Annotated in this window: 16 protein-coding genes and 3 pseudogenes; 5 read left to right on the forward strand and 14 right to left on the reverse strand. The window is 57.8% G+C overall.

Annotated elements, in window-relative coordinates:
* Positions 1-117 precede the first annotated feature (117 nt).
* The 8 genes and pseudogenes from Q4Q11_RS13615 to Q4Q11_RS13650 all read right to left on the reverse strand — a co-directional run bounded on the left by Q4Q11_RS13615 (position 118) and on the right by Q4Q11_RS13650 (position 11439).
* Positions 118-468: a response regulator gene (locus Q4Q11_RS13615; protein WP_112507847.1), complete on the reverse strand. Its 351-nt coding sequence runs from the start codon at positions 466-468 to the stop codon at positions 118-120.
* A 124-nt stretch (positions 469-592) separates the two neighbouring features.
* Positions 593-2830: a 1,4-alpha-glucan branching protein GlgB gene (glgB, locus tag Q4Q11_RS13620; RefSeq protein WP_498569809.1), complete on the reverse strand. Its 2238-nt coding sequence runs from the start codon at positions 2828-2830 to the stop codon at positions 593-595.
* Complete coding sequence (treS, locus tag Q4Q11_RS13625; RefSeq protein ID WP_498569810.1) at positions 2827-6120, reverse strand: maltose alpha-D-glucosyltransferase; 3294 nt, start codon at positions 6118-6120, stop codon at positions 2827-2829. The genes glgB and treS overlap by 4 nt, the downstream gene beginning before the upstream one ends.
* Position 6121: 1 nt before the next feature.
* Complete coding sequence (locus tag Q4Q11_RS13630) at positions 6122-9340, reverse strand: maltotransferase domain-containing protein (protein ID WP_498569811.1); 3219 nt, start codon at positions 9338-9340, stop codon at positions 6122-6124.
* A gap of 303 nt (positions 9341-9643) precedes the next feature.
* Positions 9644-9847, reverse strand: coding sequence for a hypothetical protein (locus Q4Q11_RS13635; protein ID WP_498569812.1), 204 nt, complete (start codon positions 9845-9847; stop codon positions 9644-9646).
* Positions 9848-9916: 69 nt separating this feature from the next.
* A pseudogene (locus Q4Q11_RS13640) lies at positions 9917-10186 on the reverse strand (hypothetical protein); the annotation flags it as partial.
* 204 nt (positions 10187-10390) lie between these two features.
* The gene (locus tag Q4Q11_RS13645; RefSeq protein WP_498569813.1) at positions 10391-10978 is read right to left on the reverse strand and encodes a PIN domain-containing protein; all 588 of its coding nucleotides are present in this window, start codon (positions 10976-10978) and stop codon (positions 10391-10393) included.
* Positions 10975-11439, reverse strand: coding sequence for a helix-turn-helix domain-containing protein (locus Q4Q11_RS13650; protein ID WP_112507837.1), 465 nt, complete (start codon positions 11437-11439; stop codon positions 10975-10977). Before Q4Q11_RS13650 ends, Q4Q11_RS13645 begins: the two co-directional genes overlap by 4 nt.
* Positions 11440-11947: 508 nt before the next feature.
* On the opposite strand from Q4Q11_RS13650, the gene Q4Q11_RS13655 reads away from it, so the two are divergent.
* Positions 11948-14347, forward strand: a complete 2400-nt coding sequence (locus Q4Q11_RS13655; RefSeq protein WP_498569814.1) for a membrane-bound PQQ-dependent dehydrogenase, glucose/quinate/shikimate family — start codon at positions 11948-11950, stop codon at positions 14345-14347.
* A gap of 200 nt (positions 14348-14547) precedes the next feature.
* Positions 14548-14838: pseudogene (locus Q4Q11_RS13660) on the forward strand (ATP-dependent DNA ligase); the annotation flags it as partial.
* An 80-nt stretch (positions 14839-14918) separates the two neighbouring features.
* Here Q4Q11_RS13660 and Q4Q11_RS13665 read toward each other — a convergent pair.
* From Q4Q11_RS13665 to Q4Q11_RS13675, 3 genes and pseudogenes are all read right to left on the reverse strand, one after another.
* Complete coding sequence (locus tag Q4Q11_RS13665) at positions 14919-15428, reverse strand: DUF4334 domain-containing protein (RefSeq protein ID WP_498569815.1); 510 nt, start codon at positions 15426-15428, stop codon at positions 14919-14921.
* Positions 15403-15717, reverse strand: a pseudogene (locus tag Q4Q11_RS13670) (hypothetical protein); the annotation flags it as partial. The pseudogene Q4Q11_RS13670 and the gene Q4Q11_RS13665, both read right to left, overlap by 26 nt.
* A complete protein-coding gene (locus Q4Q11_RS13675; protein WP_162701671.1) occupies positions 15677-15826 on the reverse strand; it encodes a hypothetical protein in 150 nt (49 codons plus the stop codon). The gene Q4Q11_RS13675 and the pseudogene Q4Q11_RS13670, both read right to left, overlap by 41 nt.
* Positions 15827-16180: 354 nt before the next feature.
* Between Q4Q11_RS13675 and Q4Q11_RS13680 the strand changes: the two genes are divergently transcribed.
* The 3 genes from Q4Q11_RS13680 (at position 16181) to Q4Q11_RS13690 (ending at position 19608) form a co-directional block, all read left to right on the forward strand.
* Positions 16181-17656, forward strand: a complete 1476-nt coding sequence (locus tag Q4Q11_RS13680; protein WP_498569816.1) for a DHA2 family efflux MFS transporter permease subunit — start codon at positions 16181-16183, stop codon at positions 17654-17656.
* Positions 17657-18015: 359 nt separating this feature from the next.
* Positions 18016-18762 carry a DUF4336 domain-containing protein gene (locus Q4Q11_RS13685; protein WP_498569817.1) on the forward strand — a complete coding sequence of 249 codons (747 nt, stop codon included), beginning with the start codon at positions 18016-18018 and terminating at the stop codon, positions 18760-18762.
* A 111-nt stretch (positions 18763-18873) separates the two neighbouring features.
* The gene (locus Q4Q11_RS13690) at positions 18874-19608 is read left to right on the forward strand and encodes a DUF4396 domain-containing protein (RefSeq protein WP_498569818.1); all 735 of its coding nucleotides are present in this window, start codon (positions 18874-18876) and stop codon (positions 19606-19608) included.
* A 722-nt stretch (positions 19609-20330) separates the two neighbouring features.
* On the opposite strand, the gene Q4Q11_RS13695 is transcribed toward Q4Q11_RS13690, so the two are convergent.
* The 3 genes from Q4Q11_RS13695 to Q4Q11_RS13705 all read right to left on the reverse strand — a co-directional run bounded on the left by Q4Q11_RS13695 (position 20331) and on the right by Q4Q11_RS13705 (position 22663).
* Complete coding sequence (locus Q4Q11_RS13695; RefSeq protein WP_498569819.1) at positions 20331-21311, reverse strand: SDR family oxidoreductase; 981 nt, start codon at positions 21309-21311, stop codon at positions 20331-20333.
* A 166-nt stretch (positions 21312-21477) separates the two neighbouring features.
* Positions 21478-22119, reverse strand: a complete 642-nt coding sequence (locus Q4Q11_RS13700) for an NrsF family protein (RefSeq protein WP_498569820.1) — start codon at positions 22117-22119, stop codon at positions 21478-21480.
* Complete coding sequence (locus Q4Q11_RS13705) at positions 22106-22663, reverse strand: sigma-70 family RNA polymerase sigma factor (RefSeq protein WP_498569821.1); 558 nt, start codon at positions 22661-22663, stop codon at positions 22106-22108. The genes Q4Q11_RS13700 and Q4Q11_RS13705 overlap by 14 nt, the downstream gene beginning before the upstream one ends.
* Between the last annotated feature and the right edge of the window lie 123 nt (positions 22664-22786).

Consider the following 22786-nt stretch of genomic DNA (forward strand, 5'->3'; position numbering starts at 1 on the left):
GCATGGCAAACAACTCGATCGGACCATGGGGCGTCGTTTGGAGCCTGTCGCGAGCCATTTCGCAAATCTGAGGGACCAGTTTGCGCCGCTCTTCGAAAGATTTCGAGGTCTGCCGGCCTAATCTTGTAGGCGCTGCGCCTTTTCCAAGGCGTCGATGATCATTTTGTCGGTAAATGGCTTGCCGATTACTCCGACTGCTCCTTCGAGGCCGTATCCAACCCGTTCGGGGCTGCCGGTCACAAAGATCACTTTTATCCCAAACCGATCCATCAATCGGCGAGCGAGCCCGCCTCCGCTATGGCCATCGGCCAAGCCGAGATCCACGAAAGCGACCTGTGCCTTTGATGCATAGGCGAGCGCCTGTTCTGCCGTCAAGTAAGAGCCCACGACTTCATGACCGGCTTCGGCAGCGATACGTTCCAGTTCGAGTGCCACCAAGGGCTCATCCTCGACGACCATAACCTTCATCAACAATCTCCTCATGCAACAAGAGATAGAACAAATTGGAAGAAAGACGACGTCGGCCGCCGGACAGTTCTGTCGAACGCGCCGCCCGCGGCAGTATTGTCTCGCCTCCAAACACAGCAGACTTTCAAGATTGCTCGCCTCCCTTCATCGCTTCTCCGGGCTCAAAGAGAAACATCGTGGTTGAAAGAGGGGCAAGATCGAGGAGAAGGGACTGATGGCGCGCATGCGCGGGAAAGTCGTCGGTGATACGATCGCCAGAGCCCATGCCGGCTCCACCGTAAACAGGGTCATCGGTATCGAGTATCCGCCGCCAGAGGCCGGAAAAAGGGACGCCTACTCTGTATCCGCCCCGGAAAACCGGCGTGAAATTCGAGATGACCAGAATAGCCGACCGCCGTCCGGCATCGAAGCGCAGCATTGCGAAAACCGACTGTTCGGCATCATCCGCAACCGCCCATTCAAAGCCGTCCGGCACGGTATCGCCATGCTGCAGGCAGGGGAAATGCTTGTAGATGCGGTTCAGATCGCGCACCAGCCGTTGCAGGCCGGCGTGGGACGGCTCATCCAGGAGATCCCATTCCACGGAACCATCGTGGCTCCATTCCGACCATTGACCGATCTCATCGCCCATAAAGAGAAGCTTCTTACCCGGGTGCGCCCACATGAAGCCGAAAAGAGCGCGGAGGTTGGCCATCTTCTGCCATTGATCGCCGGGCATCTTGGCGAGCATGGAACCCTTTCCATGCACGACTTCGTCATGCGAAAACGGCAGAATGAAGCGCTCGCTATAGGCATAGATCATGCCGAAGGTCATCGAGCCGTGATGATACTTTCGATAGACCGGATCGTCGGACATGTAATGGAGCGTGTCGTGCATCCATCCCATATTCCACTTCATGTCGAAGCCGAGCCCGCCCTCCGCAGCGGGTCTGGTGATGTTCGGAAAAGCGGTCGACTCCTCGGCGATCATCAGCGCATGCGGATAGCGTTCGTGAACGATGCTGTTCAGATGCTTGAAGAACTCGATGGCTTCGAGGTTCTCCCGCCCGCCATAGCGGTTGGGGATCCACTCGCCTTCCGGGCGGCTATAGTCGCGATAGAGCATGGAGGCGACGGCATCGACACGCAGTCCGTCTACGTGATAGCGGTCAAGCCATTCGAGCGCGCTCGCGATCAGGAAGCCTTTGACCTCGTTGCGGCCAAGATTATAGATCAGCGTGTTCCAGTCGCGATGAAAGCCTTCCCGGGGATCTTCATGCTCATAAAGTGCGGTGCCGTCAAAACGCGCCAGTCCCCACACGTCTGTGGGAAAATGCGCCGGCACCCAATCTAGAATGACACCGAGCCCTTCCTGATGGCAGCGATCGACAAAATATGAAAAATCTTCGGGCGTGCCGTGGCGCCCGGTTGGCGCAAACAGACCCAGCGGCTGGTACCCCCACGATCCGCCAAAAGGATGCTCCATGATCGGCAGCAACTCGATATGGGTGAATCCCATTTCGCTCACATAGGGAACGAGCCGCTGCGAGAGTTCGATCCAATCGAGCGCGCGACCGCCATCTTCCATGTCGCGCAGCCAAGAGCCGGCATGAACCTCGTAAATCGAAAGCGCCTTGGTGAAATGATCGGCGTTTCGGCAATCGTCCATCCAGGCATAATCGTTCCAGCGGAAGGGTTCTGACGAAGCCACCACAGATGCCGTCGATGGCGCCGGCTCGGCTGCCCGCGCGACCGGATCGGCCTTTTGTGGAAGCAGCGTGCCGGAGCGATCGATAATCTCGAACTTATAGCGTTCGCCGACCGTGATATGCGGAAGGAATATCTCCCAGACACCTGCCTGCGGCCGGAGCCTCATCGGATGACGGCGTCCATCCCAGGCGTTGAAGTCGCCGACCACGGACACCCGGCTTGCGTTCGGCGCCCAGACCGCGAAACGCACGCCCGCGACATCGTCGATCGTCATGGGGTTGGCGCCGAGGGCCTTGCTCAGGTTGTAATGCGTGCCTTGCGAGATCAGATGGAGATCCAGATCGCCAAGCAACGGCGCAAAGGTGTAAGGGTCGGCCGTCACCTGGACTGCGTCGGGCCATTGAATTTTCAGATAATAGGCGTTGCGATCGGCAAGTGTGGCGCCGAACAGGCCGGCCGGATGGATAAGAGCGGCCGACACCAGAACGCGATCGCTGTCTCGATCCAGGATTTCAACGCGCAAAGCCCCCGGAAGATAGGCTCTGACGCTGTAGCGACCGTCCACATCTTGGTGCATGCCGAGGATGGAAAAGGGATCTCCATGCCGCCCCTCCACCAGGGCATGTACGGAACCCGCATCCACTCCGCCAAGAATGTCGGCAATATCGCTCATGATCGGCTCTCCGAAAGTCGGGCGATGATGGCAGTAAGTCCGTCTAGCGGAATAGGAAGCCACTTCGGCCGGTTTCGTGCCTCGTAGGCGATCTCATAGGCGGCCTTCTCCAGAAGAAAGATATCGATGATCCGCCGCACCTCGGCAGGCGTTTTCGGCAAATCGGGCGAAGCCGCCAATGCCGCGATGTAGGATGTCAGAAAAATGCGTTCCGCATTTTCCGCGAAGCGCCGGATCACCTCTCGGCGGCGGGCATCATGATGATCCGAAATGGCGTCGTTTTCGAGCATGGCGGTTGCTGAGAGATAGTCGAGCGACCGCAGCAGGCCGGCAGCGTCGCGCAACGGGCTCGTCTTGGCGCGGCGTTCGGCCAGATTGCGCGCCGGCTCGCCTTCGAAATCGATGATAACGGCATCGCCTTCCGTCACCAGGATCTGGCCAAGATGGAAATCGCCATGCGCGCGCGTCAACAACGTGCCCTTCGCCTCGCCCGCAAGCTCACTGGCAAGCGCAAGGATCCTGTCGCGTTCGGCAAGCAGCAAGGATATTTGCTCTGCGATCTCCGGCTCGACATTGTCTTCGAGGTCGGTCAGCTTGGAAAAGGCATAGGCGATCTCGCCCGTTACGGTTTTGCGGATGCCGGCGATATCGCGTGCATCGGCCCGGCGCGGCGCAAAGGCTTCGCTGTCGGTCGGCTGCGCCAGCAAGACATGCAATTCTCCGAGGCGTTCGCCGACCATGGAAATAAAATGCAGAAGCGGCTGCAGCTGCTCATCGGCCGACTCGACTGCAGCCTCGGTGATAACGATCTCGTCAGCGGTGCGGCGCAGGTTGGACAGCATCCAATTCCAGGCGTCACCCTGGTTGCGGATCGCTCCTTGCACGATGATAAGCGTCGACCGGCGACCTTCGCCATCGGTCCGAGCCACCTCGCCCAGAAGAGGGGCAGTATGCTCATAGCCATGTTCCGTTAGATAGCGCGTCATCTCGACTTCCGGATGGACGCCGACGAAGACATGGCGGATCAGCTTGATCATCGCCAAGTCTCCGACGAGCAAGGAGCTGTTGGATTGCTCGGCCGAAAGCCAGCGGATCGGCATATCCTCGGTTAACGCCAGGCGATCGAGCCGATCAGTGCCAATGAATTCGATCATGCCGGTGCGTCCGCTGACCGTCGAGCGATCGCACAGGCCTTGAAGAATACCGCGTGCCATCATCTCGACGGCAAATCCATCGGTGAGGTATCCAATCCGCCTGCCCTGCCGGATGCGGGCAAGGGAAAGCTGCTGGGCGAGCACGTTGGGCGCCGTATCATCCCATTCGGCTGCGAGCGGCAATTGATAGCTCTCCACATGATCCGGCAGCACGACCTCGATCTCTCCGAGCACGACACCGTCGGCAAAGGGTATCGGCGTCGCGGAAACGAGCCTCGCCTCCTGCAGAGCCTGGTCCTTGGCGCCGAACCAGCGGCGCTTCGAAAGGTAAGCGGGCAGGATATCCTTGCTCAGCACCGCAGTGTGATGCGGCAGCTCGGCAAGCTCCGTCAGGCTGCGCCGGATAACGATCGTCAGCAGATCGACAAGTTGTTCCGGCGGAGCCGTTCGCCAGGCCGGCCCGTCGGCCTCGGCAGCGAGCTGGAACCAGAAGAAACCATAGGGAGGCAGCGTAAGCAGGTAGGTGAGCTGCCCGATCGGCGGGAACGGCGACATGCCCGTCAACTCGACCGGCACCCGCCCTTCAAACTGCTGCAGATCAAGCTCTACCGCCTGGGGAACGCGCGACAGGCTTGCAACGCACAGGATGACCTCCTCGTCATATTCGCGCAAATAGGCAAGAATCCGCCGGTTTGCCGGTGTCAGAAACCGCATTGAACCCCGTCCGAAGGCGCTGTGGCGACGGCGCAGCGCCAGCATTCGCCGTGTCCAATTCAACAGGGAATGAGCATCCGACACCTGGGCCTCGACATTCAATGCTTCATAGCCGTAGAGGGGATCGGCGACGGGCGGCAATACAAGGCGTGCCGGATCTGCGCGCGAGAAGCCGCCGTTGCGATCGGGGGACCATTGCATCGGGGTGCGAACCCCGTCCCGGTCGCCGAGATAAATATTGTCCCCCATGCCGATCTCGTCGCCGTAATAGACGATGGGAGTTCCCGGCATGGACAGCAGCAACGCGTTCATGAGCTCGACACGGCGGCGGTCGCGTTCCATCAACGGCGCCAGCCGGCGACGGATGCCAAGGTTGATGCGGGCGCGCTTATCGGAGGCATAGGTCTCCCACAGATAATCCCGTTCAGCGTCGGTGACCATTTCGAGGGTCAGCTCGTCGTGATTTCTGAGGAAGATCGCCCATTGGCAGATTTCGGGAATTTCCGGCGTTTGACGTATGATGTCGGTGATCGGGAAGCGGTCCTCCTTGGCAATCGCCATGTACATGCGCGGCATCAGGGGAAAGTGGAACGCCATGTGGCATTCATCGCCGTCGCCGAAATATTCCCGCGTGTCCTCCGGCCACTGGTTTGCCTCGGCAAGGAGCAGCACGCCGGAATGTGTCGCATCGAGCGCCGCACGGATCTGTTTGAGGATCAGATGGGTTTCCAGCAGGTTTTCGTTGTTGGTGCCCTCGCGCTCGACAAGATAGGGGATTGCATCGAGCCGGAAGCCGTCGATGCCGGTCTCAAGCCAGAAACGCATGACATCGATAATTTCCTTCATGACCAGCGGATTATCGAAATTGAGATCTGGCTGGTGCGAATAGAAGCGATGCCAATAATAGGCGCCCGCCACGGGATCGAACGTCCAGTTCGACTTTTCCGTATCGAGAAAAATGATACGGGTCTCGGGAAATTTGAGATCGGTATCCGACCAGACGTAGAAGTCGCGCTCGGGGCTTCCGGCAGGCGATTGCCGCGCGCGCTGGAACCAGGGATGCTGATCAGACGTGTGGTTGATGACCAGTTCGATAATGACGCGGATGTTGCGTTCATGCGCCGCCGCCACGAACTTCCGGAAATCCTCCAGCGTTCCATAGTCCGGGCTGACGTTGCGATAATCGGCAATGTCATAGCCGTCGTCGCGTCGGGGCGATGGAAAGAACGGTAACAGCCAAATGGCATTGACGCCGAGTGCGGCGATATAGTCGAGCTTTTGGTATAGGCCTTCGAAGTCGCCGATGCCATCGCCATTGGCATCGTAAAAGGACTTGATGTGCAGCTGATAGATGATCGCATCCTTATACCATAGCGGATCATCGGCAGCATTATCGACCTCGGGCATGTGAACAGTGTCCATCTCAGACCTCCCCTGCCCTGACGCGCCAGATGGCAAAGGGCAAATGGGCCGGATCGAGCCGGATCATCTGCCACTTCCCCGTGCGACTGAATCTTTGGCCGCTAACGAGATCGTCGAAAGCGAGCGTCCCGTCGTCTGCCAAGCCGAACCGCCAGAGCGGAAATTCGACATTGCTTTCCTCTATCGCATGCGGATTGAGCGTCACGGCGACAAACAGAACATTGTGACGCCCGACGCTTGCCTTCTCGAAAAACATGACGTTGGGGTTCGATGAGGGCAGAAACGTCAGGCCGAGATGCGAATGCAGGGCCGAATTATTCTTGCGAATGCGGTTGAGCATCGAGATCTCCGCCTTGATGTTACCCGGTCGGTCATAATCCCAGGCGCGGATCTCATATTTCTCACTATCGGCATATTCCTTGCGCTTTGCATCCGGCCGTCCTTCGCAAAGCTCGAAGCCGTTATAGACGCCCCAAAGGCCGGACAGCGTGGCGGCAAGCGCCGCACGGATGAGATAGGCAGAGCGCGGCGCGTTCTGCAGGAAGTCCGGGTTGATATCATGGGTATTGACGAAGAAATGCGGGCGAAAGAACTCGGTGACCTCCCCTTGAGTAAGCTCGGTCAGATATTCCTCCAGCTCCGCTCTTGTGTTTCGCCATGTGAAATAGGTGTAGGACTGGGAGAAGCCGACCTTCGCCAGCCGATACATCACCTTCGGCCTTGTGAAGGCTTCCGAAAGGAACACGACCTCTGGATGGCGTGCGCGGATATCGCCGATCAGCCACTCCCAGAAGGGAAAAGGCTTGGTATGGGGGTTATCGACGCGGAAGATTTTGACGCCTTCCTCGATCCACATTTCGACAATGTCGCGCAGCTCGGCCCAAAGCGCCGGCACCGCCTCCGGTGCGTAGAAATCGACATTGACGATGTCTTCGTATTTTTTCGGCGGATTTTCCGCATAACGGATCGTGCCGTCCGGGCGCCAGTCGAACCAGCCCGGATGTTCCTTTAGCCAAGGATGGTCAGGCGAGGCTTGGATCGCTAAGTCGAGCGCAATCTCCAATCCGAACCACCTTGCTTGCGAAATCAGATGCTCGAAGTCATCGAATGCTCCAAGGAGGGGGTGGATTGTCTCATGTCCACCGGCTTCCGAACCAATTGCGTAGGGACTGCCCGGGTCAGTTGGAGCGGCGACGAGAGAATTGTTGCGGCCCTTGCGGTTGGTATGGCCGATCGGGTGGATCGGCGGGAAATAGAGCACGTCGAAGCCCATATCCCGGATGGCCGGCAGGCGTGCGATGACGTCCTCGAAAGTGCCGTGGCGATTGGGATCACCGCTCTGCGAACGGGGAAAGATCTGATACCAGCTCGCAAAGGCGGCCTCGCAGCGCTCGGCTTCTACACCATAAGTCCGCGAGTGCGATGCAAAGGGACGGCGGTCGGCGAGCGCCATGAGCTCGCTTGTACGTGGGGTAAGCAGCAATTCAAGCTTCCCCGGCGCGTCACGCCTTTCGAGCTCGGCAAGCAGCGCGGCGAGCTCGGTTCTATCTTCATCCCTCAACGGTATGCCGCGATCGCCCGCGGCATCGCGGATCAACTCTTCGCCTTCGATCAGTTCCAGCCGCAGATCGAGGCGCGCTTCGCTCTTCTTGAGAAGTTCGTAGCGGAAGATAGCGAAGGGATTTTTCCAGGCTTCGACCATGAAATCGAAGCGCCCGATGCGATCGAGAAGGAAGGATCCCTGCCATCGATCGTTTTCGGAAAGGACCATTCTCGTTTGACGCCAGTCAAGCTCATTACGGGCGCGGTAAAGGAGGGCGGCCGACAGCAGATCGTGCCCATCAGCAAAGATGTCCGCCTCAACCATCACGGTGTCGCCGACGAGGCGTTTGATTGCAAAACGTCCATCGTCCACCTGCGGCGTAACATGTTCGATGGCAATGCGTGGAGAGGCCGTCGCTCCGGTGAGCGATAGCTCCCCTTCGTCGGCGGTGACGACGGGGCGTGCCTCGGTCGCGAAGGCATGCACGTCGCCCGGAGCGATCCTGCGACCGCCAGGCACCTCTTCGATAGGTAGGAAAGGCGAGGCCAGGCGATGTATAATGTCATCGGGCAGTTCCGCGGGCCGACGCAGATCTCTATTGACCACGAGAAGCCGCGCGTGCGTTGCATCGCGCAATGCGGGCCGATCAGCCTGCGCGATCACCGTCACTTGGCTTGCTGTTTCGCATTGAAGGGTCATCCGTCGAGTAGACGCGCGTGCAGCGGCATTCAGCTCGCGTATATCGGCCGAGATATCGTAGGCTCCCTCGGCTTTGAGGACACGCAAACCCTTTCCATGACCGTATGTCGGATCGAGCGGCAGGGTGGCGCCGAATTCGAAACCCATCGGCACTAGCAATCCGCCGCCGAGTTCGGCCGAAAGATGGAGAGCGCGGCGCGATTTTCGCTCGCGGATTTCCAGGCTTTCCGTGCCATGCGCCAAACGCCTTCCAAACGGTGCTTCCGGAAAGGCAATCTGCAGCCCGAAAGGAAGCTGCAGGCGATATTCCTCAAGGAACCAGTTTTCGCGCAGATCCCACCAGGCAAACGACGAAAAGGCGCCATCGAAGCCGCAGCCTTGCAACGCGGAACGCAGCGCGAAATCGGTTCCCGGCGTATAGGCAAAAAATCTCGTCTCCGGCCTTGCCGTTTTCGCACTGGTCGTCAGTCGCCGCCATCCCTCGGCAGACAGACCGGCAAGGCCAAGGACCCGATAGCCAGCGACCCCACAGGACGCAAACTCTGCCAGCCGTTCTTCCCACTCATTGATTACCTCGGTGGGGAATAGCGCTATCGGCCTAGTTGAAGAGAGGGGTGACCGCCTTGGATCGAGTGGGATAAAGTCTGCCGCGGTCCCGGCGTCATGCGAGCAGATCGCAAGATCCAGCATGAATTCGATCCCCAATGCCTGCGCATCTTGCGCCAGCATGGACAGAGCCTCTTTTGCATCCCCTTCCAGCTCGAGCACCGGATCCAGATGCTCGTAGTTGTCCGTTGAAAAAAGGCCCGCCCCCGCCTTTTTTTGAAAAGGTGGAGCAGAGAGCACGCTGTCGAAGCCGAGCGTGCGCGCGTGATCAAATACCTCGTTCCATCGATCTCGCCCCGTCAGCAGCAATGGATTCACATAGTAGATCCGCGGATGGCTGAATGCGGTGTCTGACTGAGCTGCGAACGTCATCAGGTAATTCTCCACGCATCACGCGGAAATGAACTATTGTCTCGGCAATCACCAAGCCTAACCTTCAGGCAACTTAGTTGTTCCACTCCGGGCAACTTCCGCTTGAACGGGTTAGCTCGCCGTTTGAGATCGCAAAAGAGATCTATGCTCCGACAGAATCGAAGCTAGGTGTTTGGCCCCAGCATGGACGGTGTAAATTTGTCACAACACAGCGGAGGAAGCTACGGGACAAGTTCAGGCACTGCTTACGTCGAAAAGCTGTCCGGTATCAAATCGGAATCGCGTCCGGTAAATCACCGAAATCTACAGTTTGATCGCGTCGCGGCGGAGGCCGACCGCCTCGCGAAGCTTCTGCGGCAGGACGTATGCCGTCTTGTACTGGACGTTGAGCTTGCGGCTGAGATGGAGCGCGGCCATGCCCTTGGCGGCCGTGATCTCCTCCCAGATCGCCATGATGATCTTCTTGAACGACAGCTTGCGGTTAGCGAACACGGTCCTCGATGTCACGGAGTACTCGGCGCGGCATTCCGGCTCCGAGCATCGAAAGCGGCGATGCCGGACGCTGTACGGCTCCAGGCAGCCGCAGCGCGGGCAGTATGGCTTCCCGCCGTTCTCAGCCCAGCGGAAGTCGCCGAACAGGCAATAATCATCGTCATCGGAGAGCGACCAAACCTTCTCGGGATCGAGATCGCGGCCATCCGGGTGCAGGAGCGGATGCTGTGCGAAGCCTTCCCTTGGGTCAGGCCAGGCGCAACGGTCGTATTTCGAACCTCGTCCTTCGAACCCTGCGGAGAAGGGGTCATAGGAGTTCGGACTCAGGATGGGAATTTGCCTCTGGAAGCATATTCAGTTTCCAGTCGATACGCAGGACATAGGCGGACGGCTCCGTCGGAGGACGGAAGCAAAAAGGTCAGCGGTCTATTCGATCTGAACATGAAGGACGCATACCAGGCCCTCTACCAGGCGTCGAGACGCCATGGCTTCAGAAGTAAAGTTCGCTAACCTACAAAACGGCGGCAGTTGTTAAACTGCCGCCGTTAATCCCTTTGTCTATTTCAATACATCAGAAAATTCTTGCATCATCGAAGCCGATTGGGTGAGGCCCTGAGCCTCAACTTTCTGGCATATCGCGTCCCAACTGTATTCTGGACGCTTGAAGCGCAACCGCATCTTGTTCAATGCCGCCATCGCCTGGACATTGTCCAGATCAATGCAGTCGGCAAGGAAATCGTCGGCACTTTTTGCTTCTAACCCATATGGCTTCAGAAGCTTTTCCGGGAAATCCCTCAAGTTATCAGTGACGATAACGCTTGCGCCGCATGTGGCGGCCGCTGCCAGCACATGCGCATCACCAACATCCCTCAGACCACCCGTGACAATAGCTTTTTCGAGGTCTTCAAATCCCTCAACCGTTGCTTCTGGGAAGGCTCGATGCATCGCATCTACCTGCTTTTGTGGATCGGCCTTCCCTTCTGTAATTTTTTCTATCGCGCGAGCAGTTTCTCTCATGATCATGGCGGACCATCTCACTCGGTAGAATCCAGCCTCTGCAAGACTTAGAAGCATATTCCTGCGCAGCGCACCTGCTAGACAGCAAGCATCGACAAGCACCGGAAACCTGTCTGCGAAGTGACTCATATAAGGTCACTGTCCGCATCCAGAGCAGCCAAGTCGTCCAAGGCCGCCGAACGAGCATCGTCTCGCTTCTGTTTGTATGCGAACAACTCGGACGCCCTAACCTTGCGATGCCGCCCCGTCTTGATATGTGGAATCTCTCCGTTTTCCAAAAGTTTAATGAGGTACGGGCGAGATACATTCAAACAATCAGCAGCTTCCTGAGTGGTAAGCTCCGCATCAACTGGGATCATACGAAATCCCCGCCCAGTTGATACAAGTCGTAGAACCTCCATAAAGGAAGCTGCGAGAGCTGGCGAAAGCGTGATTGTTTCAGTCCCACCAGTTGGTTGAGCCAACGAAATTCGCGCTCCTTCGTCAGATTTCAACTGAGAGGCGATAATCGTGCGCAATTGCTCAGCATTTTTGATTTCAACTTCATCGGGAAGCCGCTCGGCAAAAGCATCTTTTCTAACCGCGCTCATGTTTCGTCTCCTTCATTCGATGAATCCAACATAGTCATGCCCACCAAACGAAGCAAACGAAATTTCCGAAGCAGACGAAATAATCGAAATATTCGAAGCGACCGCCTCCTTTTCGGAATTGTTGATTGTCTTGGCACTCACCTATCAATAGGGGCTGAGTAGCAGGTCACCTCGTGGCATTTCGCCGATTGACTAAACTTTGTGGCCCTTGCTCCATAATGCCGCAAATCAGCAAAGGCCCATGTCGTGGCACATGGCGCCAAGGTAAAACAGCTCCGGATCATACGTCAGGCCGCGGCGCTCGACGGTCAGCGCGCATACTAAGCGACTAATTCCGAACACTGGGAAATGACCGAAATGAACGCCATTCCCACGGCTCACCCCGCTGAGTTAGCCGTAATCCGTGGAGGACGGCGCACGTCGCACGAGATGCGGCGGACGTGCGACCAGAGGCCACGTTACAGGAACTTTCCAAGGTCACGCCTGTTAGTAGCGGTGGAGCTTTCTTATGTCGTCCTCAACTCGCATACTCCTGCTAGGAACTGGCCTGATAATCGCTTTGCTTGGATTGACGCTGAGCGGCCTTGCCGGCTGGCTTCTATTTTTGGGCGGCTCATCCTACTATCTGGTCGCGGGTATCCTGCTGCTGCTGACCGGTATTGCGGTTCTGATGCTGAGCTCCGCCGGCGTCTGGTTCTACGCAGCTGCATTCGGCGTTACAATCGTCTGGTCGCTGGCGGAAGTCGGTCTGGACGGGTGGGCACAGATTCCACGGTTGGTCGCTCCCGCCGTCTTGGGTCTGTGGGTTTTCAGTCCATTGATCTCGGGCCGTCTTCGTTCCGTCCGACCGGATTGGGTCGGCACAGCAGGAATGGCGATTTCGCTTCTCGTCCTCGTTTTCGTTTTTGCATCCGGCTACTATATTACCGGAACCCGATATATTCGTGGCGAATGGGCCGGAACGGCGGCTGCCGCCAACCTCTCCCCGAACGCCATGGTGCCCGATAGCGATTGGCATTTTTATGGCCGCACAACGGCATCGGACCGCTTTTCGCCGCTCGATCAGATAACGCCGGCCAATGTCGCCGGTCTTTCGCAGGTCTGGTCCTTTTCCAGCGGCGACCTGCCGCGCGAAGGGGAGAATTCCAACGGACGCGAGTTCAGCTTCGAGGCGACACCGATCAAAGTCGGCAACAGCCTTTATTTCTGCACACCGCATCGTGACGTCATCGCGCTCGATGCCACGACGGGACAATTGCGTTGGCGCTTTGCACCCGGCGGAGACATGGATCACAATGTCTATCAGGCATGCCGCGGAGTCTCCTATTTCAAAGCTCGCTCAGGCACGGAATGCCCCGACCGCATCATCGCAACGGCATCGGACCTGCCTCGCCTCTTCGCGCTTGATGCGGAGACGGGAAAGCTTTGCGCCCATTTCGGCGCAAATGGGATGGTGGATCTTCGCGAGCACATGGGTCCAGTGCCTCCCGGCTTCCATTTCATCTCCTCGCCGCCAATGGTCATTAACGGCCACATCATTCTCAGTGGCTGGGTCTACGACAACCAAACGGTCGGCGAGCCGTCAGGGGTCATTCGCGCATTCGATGCCGTCGACGGGCATCTCGACTGGGCTTGGGACTTAGGGCGCACCCCAGCCAACAAACCGCTTGGTGCCGATGAGATTTATACGCGCGGCACGCCCAACGGCTGGGGCGTCTATTCGGCCGATCCGGCCCTCAATCTGGTCTACGTACCCCTGGGCAATGCGACGCCTGATTACTTCGGCGGCAAGCGGCGCCCGTTCGACGAACAATATTCGAGCTCGATCGTTGCGCTCGACATCACGACGGGTGCGGAGCGCTGGCATTTTCAGACAGTGCACCATGACCTATGGGATTTCGACGTTCCGGTCGGACCATCTCTGGTCGATCTGAAGGACACTGATGGGAAAGCCGTTCCTGCTTTGGTGCAAACCACCAAGCAGGGCGACATTTATCTCCTTGACCGTCGCGATGGGCACCCGCTGTCGAAAGTCGAAGAGCGTCCGGTTCCAAAGGGCGACATTCCCGGAGAACACTATTCGCCGACACAGCCTTTCTCAGTCGATATGCCGGCGCTTAGAGCGGCCAAGCTTCAGGAGAAGGACATGTGGGGAGCGACGCCAATCGATCAGCTCCTTTGCCGCATCACCTTCCGCCGGATGCATGACGAGGGGCTTTATACACCACCAGGCCTTAAACCGACCATTGGCTGGCCGGCCTTCGACGGCACGTCCGACTGGTACGGGCCGACCATCGACCCACAGCGAAAACTAATCTTCATCAACACGACCTTCATGCCGTTCAAGCTGCAGATGATTCCATATGGAAAGGCGCTGGAAGAAGGATTGTTCAAGCCGTGGAACGGCTGGTCGGAACCATATCCGCAGCCGAAATTCAACAACAACCCTGAACATGGCACGCCCTATTCGATCGTCGTCGATGCCTGGCTGAATGCTTTGAATATCCCCTGTGTGCGCCCGCCCTGGGGAAAGATGCAGGCGATCGATCTTAACACTCACAAGATCGTATGGCAGCGGCCGCTCGGCACGACGCGAGATATGGGACCATTTGGACTGCGGCTGCCCTTGGGATTGCCGACAGGCGTATTTAGCATGGGAGGCAGCGTCGCCACGCGCAGCGGATTGCTTTTCATCGGCGCCACGACTGATCAATATATGCGGGCGATCGACGCCAAGAATGGTGCGATCCTATGGCAATCCCATCTGCCCGCCGGCGGAAATGCCACACCGCTGACCTATCTCGGCAAGGACGGTCGCCAATATGTGGTCATCGCAGCAGGTGGCCACGGCGGCATCCGTTCTCGCAACGGCGACGAGATCGTGGCATTTGCGTTGCCTAAGCGCTGAATGCCGGCAGCTGGCTATGCCTCCCTATCCTTTGGTGAGCATGGCCGTGCACTGATCAGGCCGCACGTTTCATCCCCTTCGCCAGCCGCCGACGTACGGCGTGCGGCGCGAGGAGCTCGAGAAGAGCATCAGAATGGGCGTCAGGAAGATCAACATCGGCATTGACCTGCGGATGGCATTGACGGGAGCCGCACGCGCCTACACGCGGCGGCCACGATTGGAGCCATTCCTTTTCCGGCCATCGCCGATGCCGAGCGGGAACTGGATGTTGGGACCGCCATTCTCGATGGCGAGACCGTGGTGCTCGATAACAAGATCACCCGACTTCGGGGCGCTGCAGCGCTCGCCTGGCGGACGCGGTGGCAAGCGAGCCTTGACGGAAGCGGGCTTTTCGCCTTCGACCTGCTCATTTCGACGGCCATGACCTCACGAGAATGGAGCTTTCCGTCCGCAATGCCGCGGTGTTCGATAAGATTGACAAGCCGACCGGCTAAATTGACAGGACGCTCAACCCGTGCGGGGAGCACCCTGTTGCACCCGGACGGCCGTGGGATGTATGATCGAGCGGTTTTCAACGCTCGTCGACGCGCTGAAGTTCGAAGAAATAGATTCGCTCATCGCCCCGTATCGTCATCGCGCCCATGAGTCTCTGCTCATCGAGCCGGCGGAAATAATCGACGATCGGTTGATGGTCATAGACCATGGCAGTGCTTTCGACACCGTCAAATGCCAGGGTCTTCAGCGATGCGACCAGTCCCCTCGCCCGCAGTCTGTGCTGAAGATAGGAAAACAGGTTTGCCGCCATACGGGTCCGGCCCAGCTGATGGAAACGCAGCGCCCAGTGAATCGGTATATATTTCGGGTCAATGGCCGTAAGCCGGTGTTCGCCTGAGCGAAACAGCAGGGCGTCGGCGCGCATATGGGGTGTGAAGCGCTTGCCGTACCAGCCGAGATTTTCGAGCACGCCGTCGAAGGGATGGTTCGACGGTATGCCGCGCCCCTTCCATAAGCCGACCAGTTCGTGCGGCGCGACTGGCGGCAGGTGCCGGAATTGCTCAAGCACTGTCTGCTGGTCTTCCATTGGATAGCTTGTCCTTTTCCTTGCGCTCTGAGACCCGCCGATTGGATTTCGCGTCGCGCCGGGCCTTGCGCAGCTCTTCGAGCGTCGGTATCCACCAGCCGCGATCGCGTTCGCTTTGTTCCGGAGTGCGCGGCGGCCACGTCGTCACCAATTCTTCCAGTGTGCCGCGCCGCCACGATGCCCAGATATAATCCTCGCCGTCCGCCGCGGCAAAGTAGAAGGCGGCAACCATCGCCGGATCCGCGAGTTCACCCTCCGTCCTGGTAAAGAAAACGATCCTCATATGCGTTATCCCGGCGCAGCTGGGCCAGCCATTTTTGATTGACTTGAAGCGCCGGGAAGACAAAGCCCGTGCGGACGATTACATGGACACCGTGATTGGCGACATCGAAATCCATGCGCCGTCCCCCGGCAAGCTCACTGACGGTCGTGACGAAGTCGTTGTTCTGGCAACACTATCATGAAAGGCCAATGGTGCCGCCCGGGAATGCGGCGATACCACTTCAGCTCAACCATCTGGAAGAAATATTGCGGGTTACAACTGCAGCCTTCAGATGCTATCTTGCGCTCGCCTCCAACTGAGAAGATCCTCACCGTGGTGTGAGAGCATCATCCCCGGAATAATCCCTTGCAGTCATTTCCCGTGCGGGAAAAAATTTCGCCAAGCTTGTCGGATATTCTGTCGTCCCAACGTCATGATGAAGCTCAGTGATTTTGAGCTGTTCTTTTCTCTATTCATTGAAAGCGTCGCGATGTCTCTTGATTCCCAAACCGTTTCAACTGCCGACGATCTCCCCGCGCCGGAGGACCATAGAGCCCGCAACAAGCTCGTCATCGGTCTGCTTCTGGTGTCGACTTTCGTGGTCATTCTCAACGAAACCATCATGGGCGTCGCCCTGCCCCACCTGATGGCCGATCTCAAGATTTCCGCAAATCGGGTGCAGTGGCTAACCACTGCCTTCATGCTGACGATGGCGGTCATCATTCCGGTGACAGGCTATCTGCTGCAGCGGCTGAACACACGTCCGGTCTTCATGCTGGCCATGTCGCTGTTCAGCGGCGGCACGCTGATTTCGGCACTGGCGCCGGGTTTTTCGATGCTCGTCATCGGCCGCATCGTGCAGGCTTCGGGCACTGCGATCATGATGCCGCTCCTCATGACGACGATCATGCATCTGGTGCCATCGCAGTCGCGCGGGAAGACGATGGGCAATATCTCGATCGTCATCTCGGTGGCGCCTGCCATCGGACCGACGATTTCGGGTCTTATCCTGAGCGCGCTCGACTGGCGCTGGCTGTTCCTGCTCGTTCTGCCGATCGCCCTTGCAGCGCTTGCGCTGGGCGCGTGGAAGATCAGCAACATCACGGAACCGAAGAAAGCACCGATTGATCTCCTGTCCATTCCCCTCTCGGCCGTCGGTTTCGGCAGCTTCGTTTACGGCCTGAGCGGTTTGGGCGAGGCCGCGGTTCACACGCCGATCGTGTCTCCCTGGATTCCGCTCACCGTGGGAGTTGCCGTCATCGCGATTTTCATCCTGCGGCAATTGCAACTCCAAAAACAGGATCGGGCCTTGCTGGATATGCGCACCCTGACAATAAAGGCATTCACCATTCCCGCGACGATGATGGCGATCCTGATGATGTCGATGTTCGGCGTCTTCATTCTGCTGCCGATCTATCTTCAGAACGTGCTGGGGCTGAGCACGCTGGAGACCGGCCTATTGCTCCTCCCCGGCGGCTTGATCATGGGGTTGTGCGCGCCAACCGTGGGCAGCCTGTTCGACAGGTATGGCCCCATGCGGCTCGTCGTGCCAGGCGCCATCCTGTTCTGCCTGCTTATGTGGAGCCTGACATTCATTCAGCCGGGGACGTCATTCTGGCTGATGCTGATCGCCCATGTTATCCTCAGCATCGGTCTCGCGTTGTTGTTCACGCCTCTGTTTACCGCCAGCCTGGGCGCCCTTCCGCCGAACCTTTATTCGCATGGAAGCGCGATGATTGGCACAACGCAACAGGTTGCCGGAGCGGCCGGTACCGCACTCTTCGTGGCCGTGATGACGATAGCCGGTTCAAGTGCTGCAATGACCGATGGCGTCACAGTTGCGGCGGCGACGACTGCCGGGGTTCGAACGGCATTCTTCTGTGGCGCGATCATCTCCATCGCAGTGGTCACAATGGCCTTTTTCGTCAAGAAGCCCACCGGCGGTGATCACGACCTCCGGCATTGAGGTTGTTGGTGGGCTGAGATCGAACACTGATTTTTGCGGCAGCATTCGAACTTCGATCCTGCTTCGCAACACGTCGGTCCGACGGTGGCCAGGCGCGACTATTGGACACTTGATTTTGCCAACCAGGAACAGATGCCAATTCACATCGTGACTATGGAGGCATTCTAACTGGAATTGCTTAGTGGGATGCCCGCGACAGCCGTCTCGAAAAATGAAACTCTTTGTCTGCAACTGGACTCGGACGGTTGGTGGGTCTCGATCGTCGGCAGTTGCACGGCTGCGCTACATGATCGCGTCAGTCCGCCACTATATCCCGACGGCATCCGAAGCGGATCGTCGCTTTCCAGGAGGGAGACACTTTGTCCTGCGAACCCCGAGGAACCTACCCGCCGATCGGTGTCCTGAAGCCTGTTGCGGAAAACGTCTGGATTGTGGATGGTCCGCTCATCCGTTTTGGCATGCCATGGCCGAAGATGCCGTTCCCAACGCGCATGAGTGTGATCAGACTTGCCAGCGGTCTTTTCATTCATTCTCCGACTGCACTCTCGCTCACTTTAAAAAATCAACTGCAAGAATTGGGATCTGTGCGTTGGATCGTGGGGCCCAACCGCATCCATTATTGGTGGATCCCCGATTGGAAACGGGCCTATCCCGACGCAGAGATTTATCTTGCTCCGCGCATCCGCGAACAATCCAAGGAGCGCATCAACTTTACTGCTCATGCCCTGTCGGGAACGAAGGGTTATCCGTGGGATGACGAACTCGACACCTTGCCGGTGGAAGGCAGCTTCATGACCGAGATCGAGTTTTTTCATGCCGAGAGCCGTACATTGGTACTCACCGACCTTATCGAGAATTTTGAACCCTCTCGGCTCGATGGCTTCCTCACGCGCTGGCTAACGTGGCTCGGTGGCGTGCAGGATCCGCATGGAAGCATGCCACGGGACATGAGAATGACATTCCTGCAAAATCGGGAGAATCTCAAAGCTGCCGTGGAAAAGATGATCGACTGGAATCCAGAGCGGATTATCCTGGCGCACGGTCGCTGGTATGAGACCGATGGTGCCCGCGAGCTGCGCCGAGCTTTTGCTTGGCTACTTCGTTAAGGCCGGATAATAGGTGCGTGGAACCTTGGCCTCTCGAAATGGTTGGCGGATTGATCGCCTTGGAATGCCGGCCGTCACCGAGAACGGCACACTGCCGCGAGGGCCTAACGCATGTTTCCGAACTGGTTTCATATCCTTGCCGCACTCGCCATCTGCCTCGGCTTCCTTTCGGCCGTCGTCATATTCGTTGATGTCCTGCGACATCCGCAACACATGGCGATCATGAATGTCGTTTGGCCCGTCACAGCGCTGTTTGGAACGATCCCGCTGGTTCTTGCCTATTTCGCCTATGGTCGTTTGACCAGCCGGGGCGCCACAATGGAGGAAAAGAGCCGAGGAGAGCAGATGCCCGGCAAGACCAACCCCCCCTTCCCTGTCATGGTCGGGAAAGGGGCCTTGCATTGCGGAAGCGGCTGCATGATTGGCGATGTTATCGCCGAATGGCTGGCCTTTGCGACGCCGGCCATTGCGGTTGCACTCGGGTGGCAGACGCTGTTTCGCGAAAAAATGTTCGCGGTGTGGATCCTGGACTTTATCTTCGCCTTTGCTCTCGGCATTGTCTTTCAGTATTTCGCGATCGCTCCCATGCGCGGACTATCGCTTGGCGATGGTTTGAAAGCCGCCTTGAAAGCGGACACGCTTTCGCTCATTGCCTGGCAAGTGGGCATGTATGGCGCCATGGCCGTCTTGCAGCTCCTCGTCTTTCCGACAGCTTTCGGTATCAAAGCCGAAGTCAACAGTTTGGAGTTCTGGTTCGCCATGCAGGTCGCCATGATCTGCGGCTTTGCGACGAGCTATCCGGTCAACTGGTACCTGATCTCGGCTGGCATCAAGGAGAAGATGTAAACGTTTCAATCTCATTGATCATGAGCCCAAGCCATCAGTGCTATGCAGTCCGCTACATGCGCTCTGCGCCGAAGCATCGCCAGAAAAGGACGAGAAAATTATGGGATCACCGTCGGCTGAACGGCGAAGCTATCGGTCTTGGGCAACTATCTGAAGGAAGGCGGCTTCAGCCAGGGAGTGACCTTCGAAAGAAGTTCGAGACCGAAGACGGCTGGAAGTTCGCCTACGAGAAACGTGGTGCATCACGGGTGAGCTTTTCGGGAACCAAGGGTGACCGGATCATGTACGTGCGGCAAATCGCTTTTTGCGATGACGCAATGGGGAACTTCACATCCGAGTACCCCGCAGCGCAAAAGAAGCGGTTCAGGCCGCTGGTTGATAGGATGGTGAAGACGCTTAAGGCACCGAAGCACTGCGACTGAGACCCACCGGCTGAATCATCGCAGAGCGTGCCTCATTGCGCCAGAATATCGACAAGTTCATTGTCACCCGCCCAAAATGTCCTCTGCATCATTCCGTCACGACATAGGATGCCGTTCACGAACGTGGTCGAATTGCTGCCAAGATGTGAGGATTTCAATCCGATCTTACAGAAGCAAACAAAACCAACTCTTTCAACAGGTTTGGGAGCGCGCAGCGGGCAATCATAAAATGTGCAAGTGGGTCATTTCAGCTGGTAACCAACAGGCAGAGCCCTAAGCAGCACTCGAGAGATGCCTGTCCTATCCCAAAGCGCTCTGGGCTGCGCAAATTCTGTCGATCAGAGCATCGAGCTCACCCTTTGGAGGACGATTTTTGGCGAGGCGCTGCTTCAAGTGCATGATCGGCTCGGCCAGGATTTCTTCCAGGTTCTCGGCGCAAGTGAAGTCGCCCGCCACGCGCTTGACCTTCGAATTGTCGAAGATCGCTGTCCAGGCCTTGTCGCCGACCAAGGGGCCTATCCAATCCGGATTATACTTGATCAGCGTATCCGTCGGCACGTGGACGATTTTCGCCTCGACACCCAGCAATCTGGCGATCGACTTTTGAATATCGTCCCATATGTGGGCGCGGTCGGAGGTGATGTGGAAGATTTCAGTCAGGGCTGCCTGCTTGCCGAAAAGCCCGACGAACGGCACCGCGAAATCGACCGAGCGCGTCAGTGTCCACGGCGTGTGGCCATCACCCGCGACGATCGTGGGCTCGCCATCCAGCATGCGCCTCGCCATTATGTCGCTGTCACCCATCATGATCGGCAGGCCGGTGCGCACGGTGTGACTGGGGCGGACGATCGTCCAGGCCAGCCCCTTTGACGCCATCAGCAGCTCCTCGCAGGCGATCTTGGCCTGGCTGTAGGACCAGTAGGGATTGATGGCCGGCGTTTTTTCGGTGATGACATAGTGGCGTGCCGGCTTCTCGTAGACCGAAGCCGAAGAGATGAAGATGTACTGGCCACAATTGCCCGCAAACACATCGATATCTCGTGCAATCTGATCCGGCGTGAACGCGATAAACTGGCATATGACGTCATAGTTGGTCCTGGCGAGATCGGCATAGGCAGCCGATCCGAGTTCGCCGGTGATCGAAGTCACCCCTGCAGGCAAGGGGTCGCCCCTCAGGCCGCGGTTGTAGACACTGACGCGATGTCCCTCGCCAACAGCACGCTCGACGCAGAGATATGAGATTTGGCCGGTACCGCCAATGAAAAGCACGTTCAAAGCCATGTGAAGGACCTCGGCGTCTGATTGGTAGGATCAATGACTACCATTCATAACGCGAAAAAGCCTTATCGTCTCCCCTCGATCACTCTTGCAACGACCATCACCGTCAGAAAACTGGGACGGGTTCACATCGGCCGCGTGCGGGGCCAGTCGGCTGGTGAAAGCGAAGCTACCAGCGCAGGCTGACTTTTCCGACCAGGCTTCCGATCACCCCGCTCAGCAGGATGCCGAGCGTGTACCATATCGCGATGAATGGAATGCCATTCTCGACGCAGGCCCAGGAATATACCCAGCCGCCGACACCACCGGCGCAAGCGCCCGCCACGAAGCCGGCAAGTGCCGGACGCGTGGGGGCTGCGCGCCTGAGAAACCACATGTTGGCGCAAAAAGCCGGAATGCCGAAAGCCACGATCAGGAACGGGCAAAAGGACGCCGAATATCCGACGATGAGACCGGGATAGGATGAAGCCGGCGACAATGCGAGCTGAACGACCGCCAGCAGCACGACGATAGCGAACGCCACGGCCAAGACCCGAATCATATTGCCGGTCGAACCGTCCGGCCGCGCAACCCGCTCAAGAGCGACGATCGTCGCGCTCATCAAGATGGCGGTATACAAAAACTTCACCCAGAACGCGGCGACCGTTACCTGATACAGATGCGGGCGAAAAGGAAGCGAAATGAGCAGGGCAACAGCCGCGCCGATCACGCCGATAACGATCGCAAGTGCAAGCCGCATTCGCAACGCATGACGGCGAACCGGGGTGAGGTCGCTCACCAGAGCCTCAATGAATTCATCATTTTTCGTCATTGGCAAAACCCAGCTTGCGGCCAATCGCGCGCATCCCACGATGAATGCTGACACGAACCATTGCTTCAGACTGCCCGGTCTCGATCGCGGCTTCGGCGGTGGTCTTTCCGGCGATCTTCACCTGCCGCAAAAGCTCCCTCTGCTTGGTGGGCAATTGATCGAGAAGACGGTCGACGTCGAGATGCGCAAATAGCGCTTCCTCCCGAAATTCACCTGCGATCTCGTCTTCCAACGCAATTTCAACGCCCCTTTTGCTGCCATTTGCCCGGAAATGATCGACCAGCTTGTATTTCGCGATCTGAAAGAACCACGCGGTAAACGGTCGATCCCGATCGTAGGTAATGCGCCGGCCATGCACCGCCAAAAGCACCTCCTGGACCAGATCCTCGGCATCGCGATCGGCATGGGGGCCAAGCCGCCGCCGATAGAACGTCAAAAGCAGATCCCTCAGAATGACGAGCAAGCGCCTGTATGCAGCTTCATCGCCGTCAAGCGATAGAAGCATCAAGCCTTTCAGGACCTGTTCCGACACTGATTTCGTCATCCACGGGCAGTCATTCGTTGATGGGCGCTACTTGTTACATCCTCATCCGAATTTTTTGTCCCTCTTCTTGCGATCACAACGGCGTGATCTCTGTAACGCATTCGCGAAGCCGCCGAATGAGGG

It is taken from the genome of Rhizobium sp. UFLA01-1127, assembly GCF_059803845.1.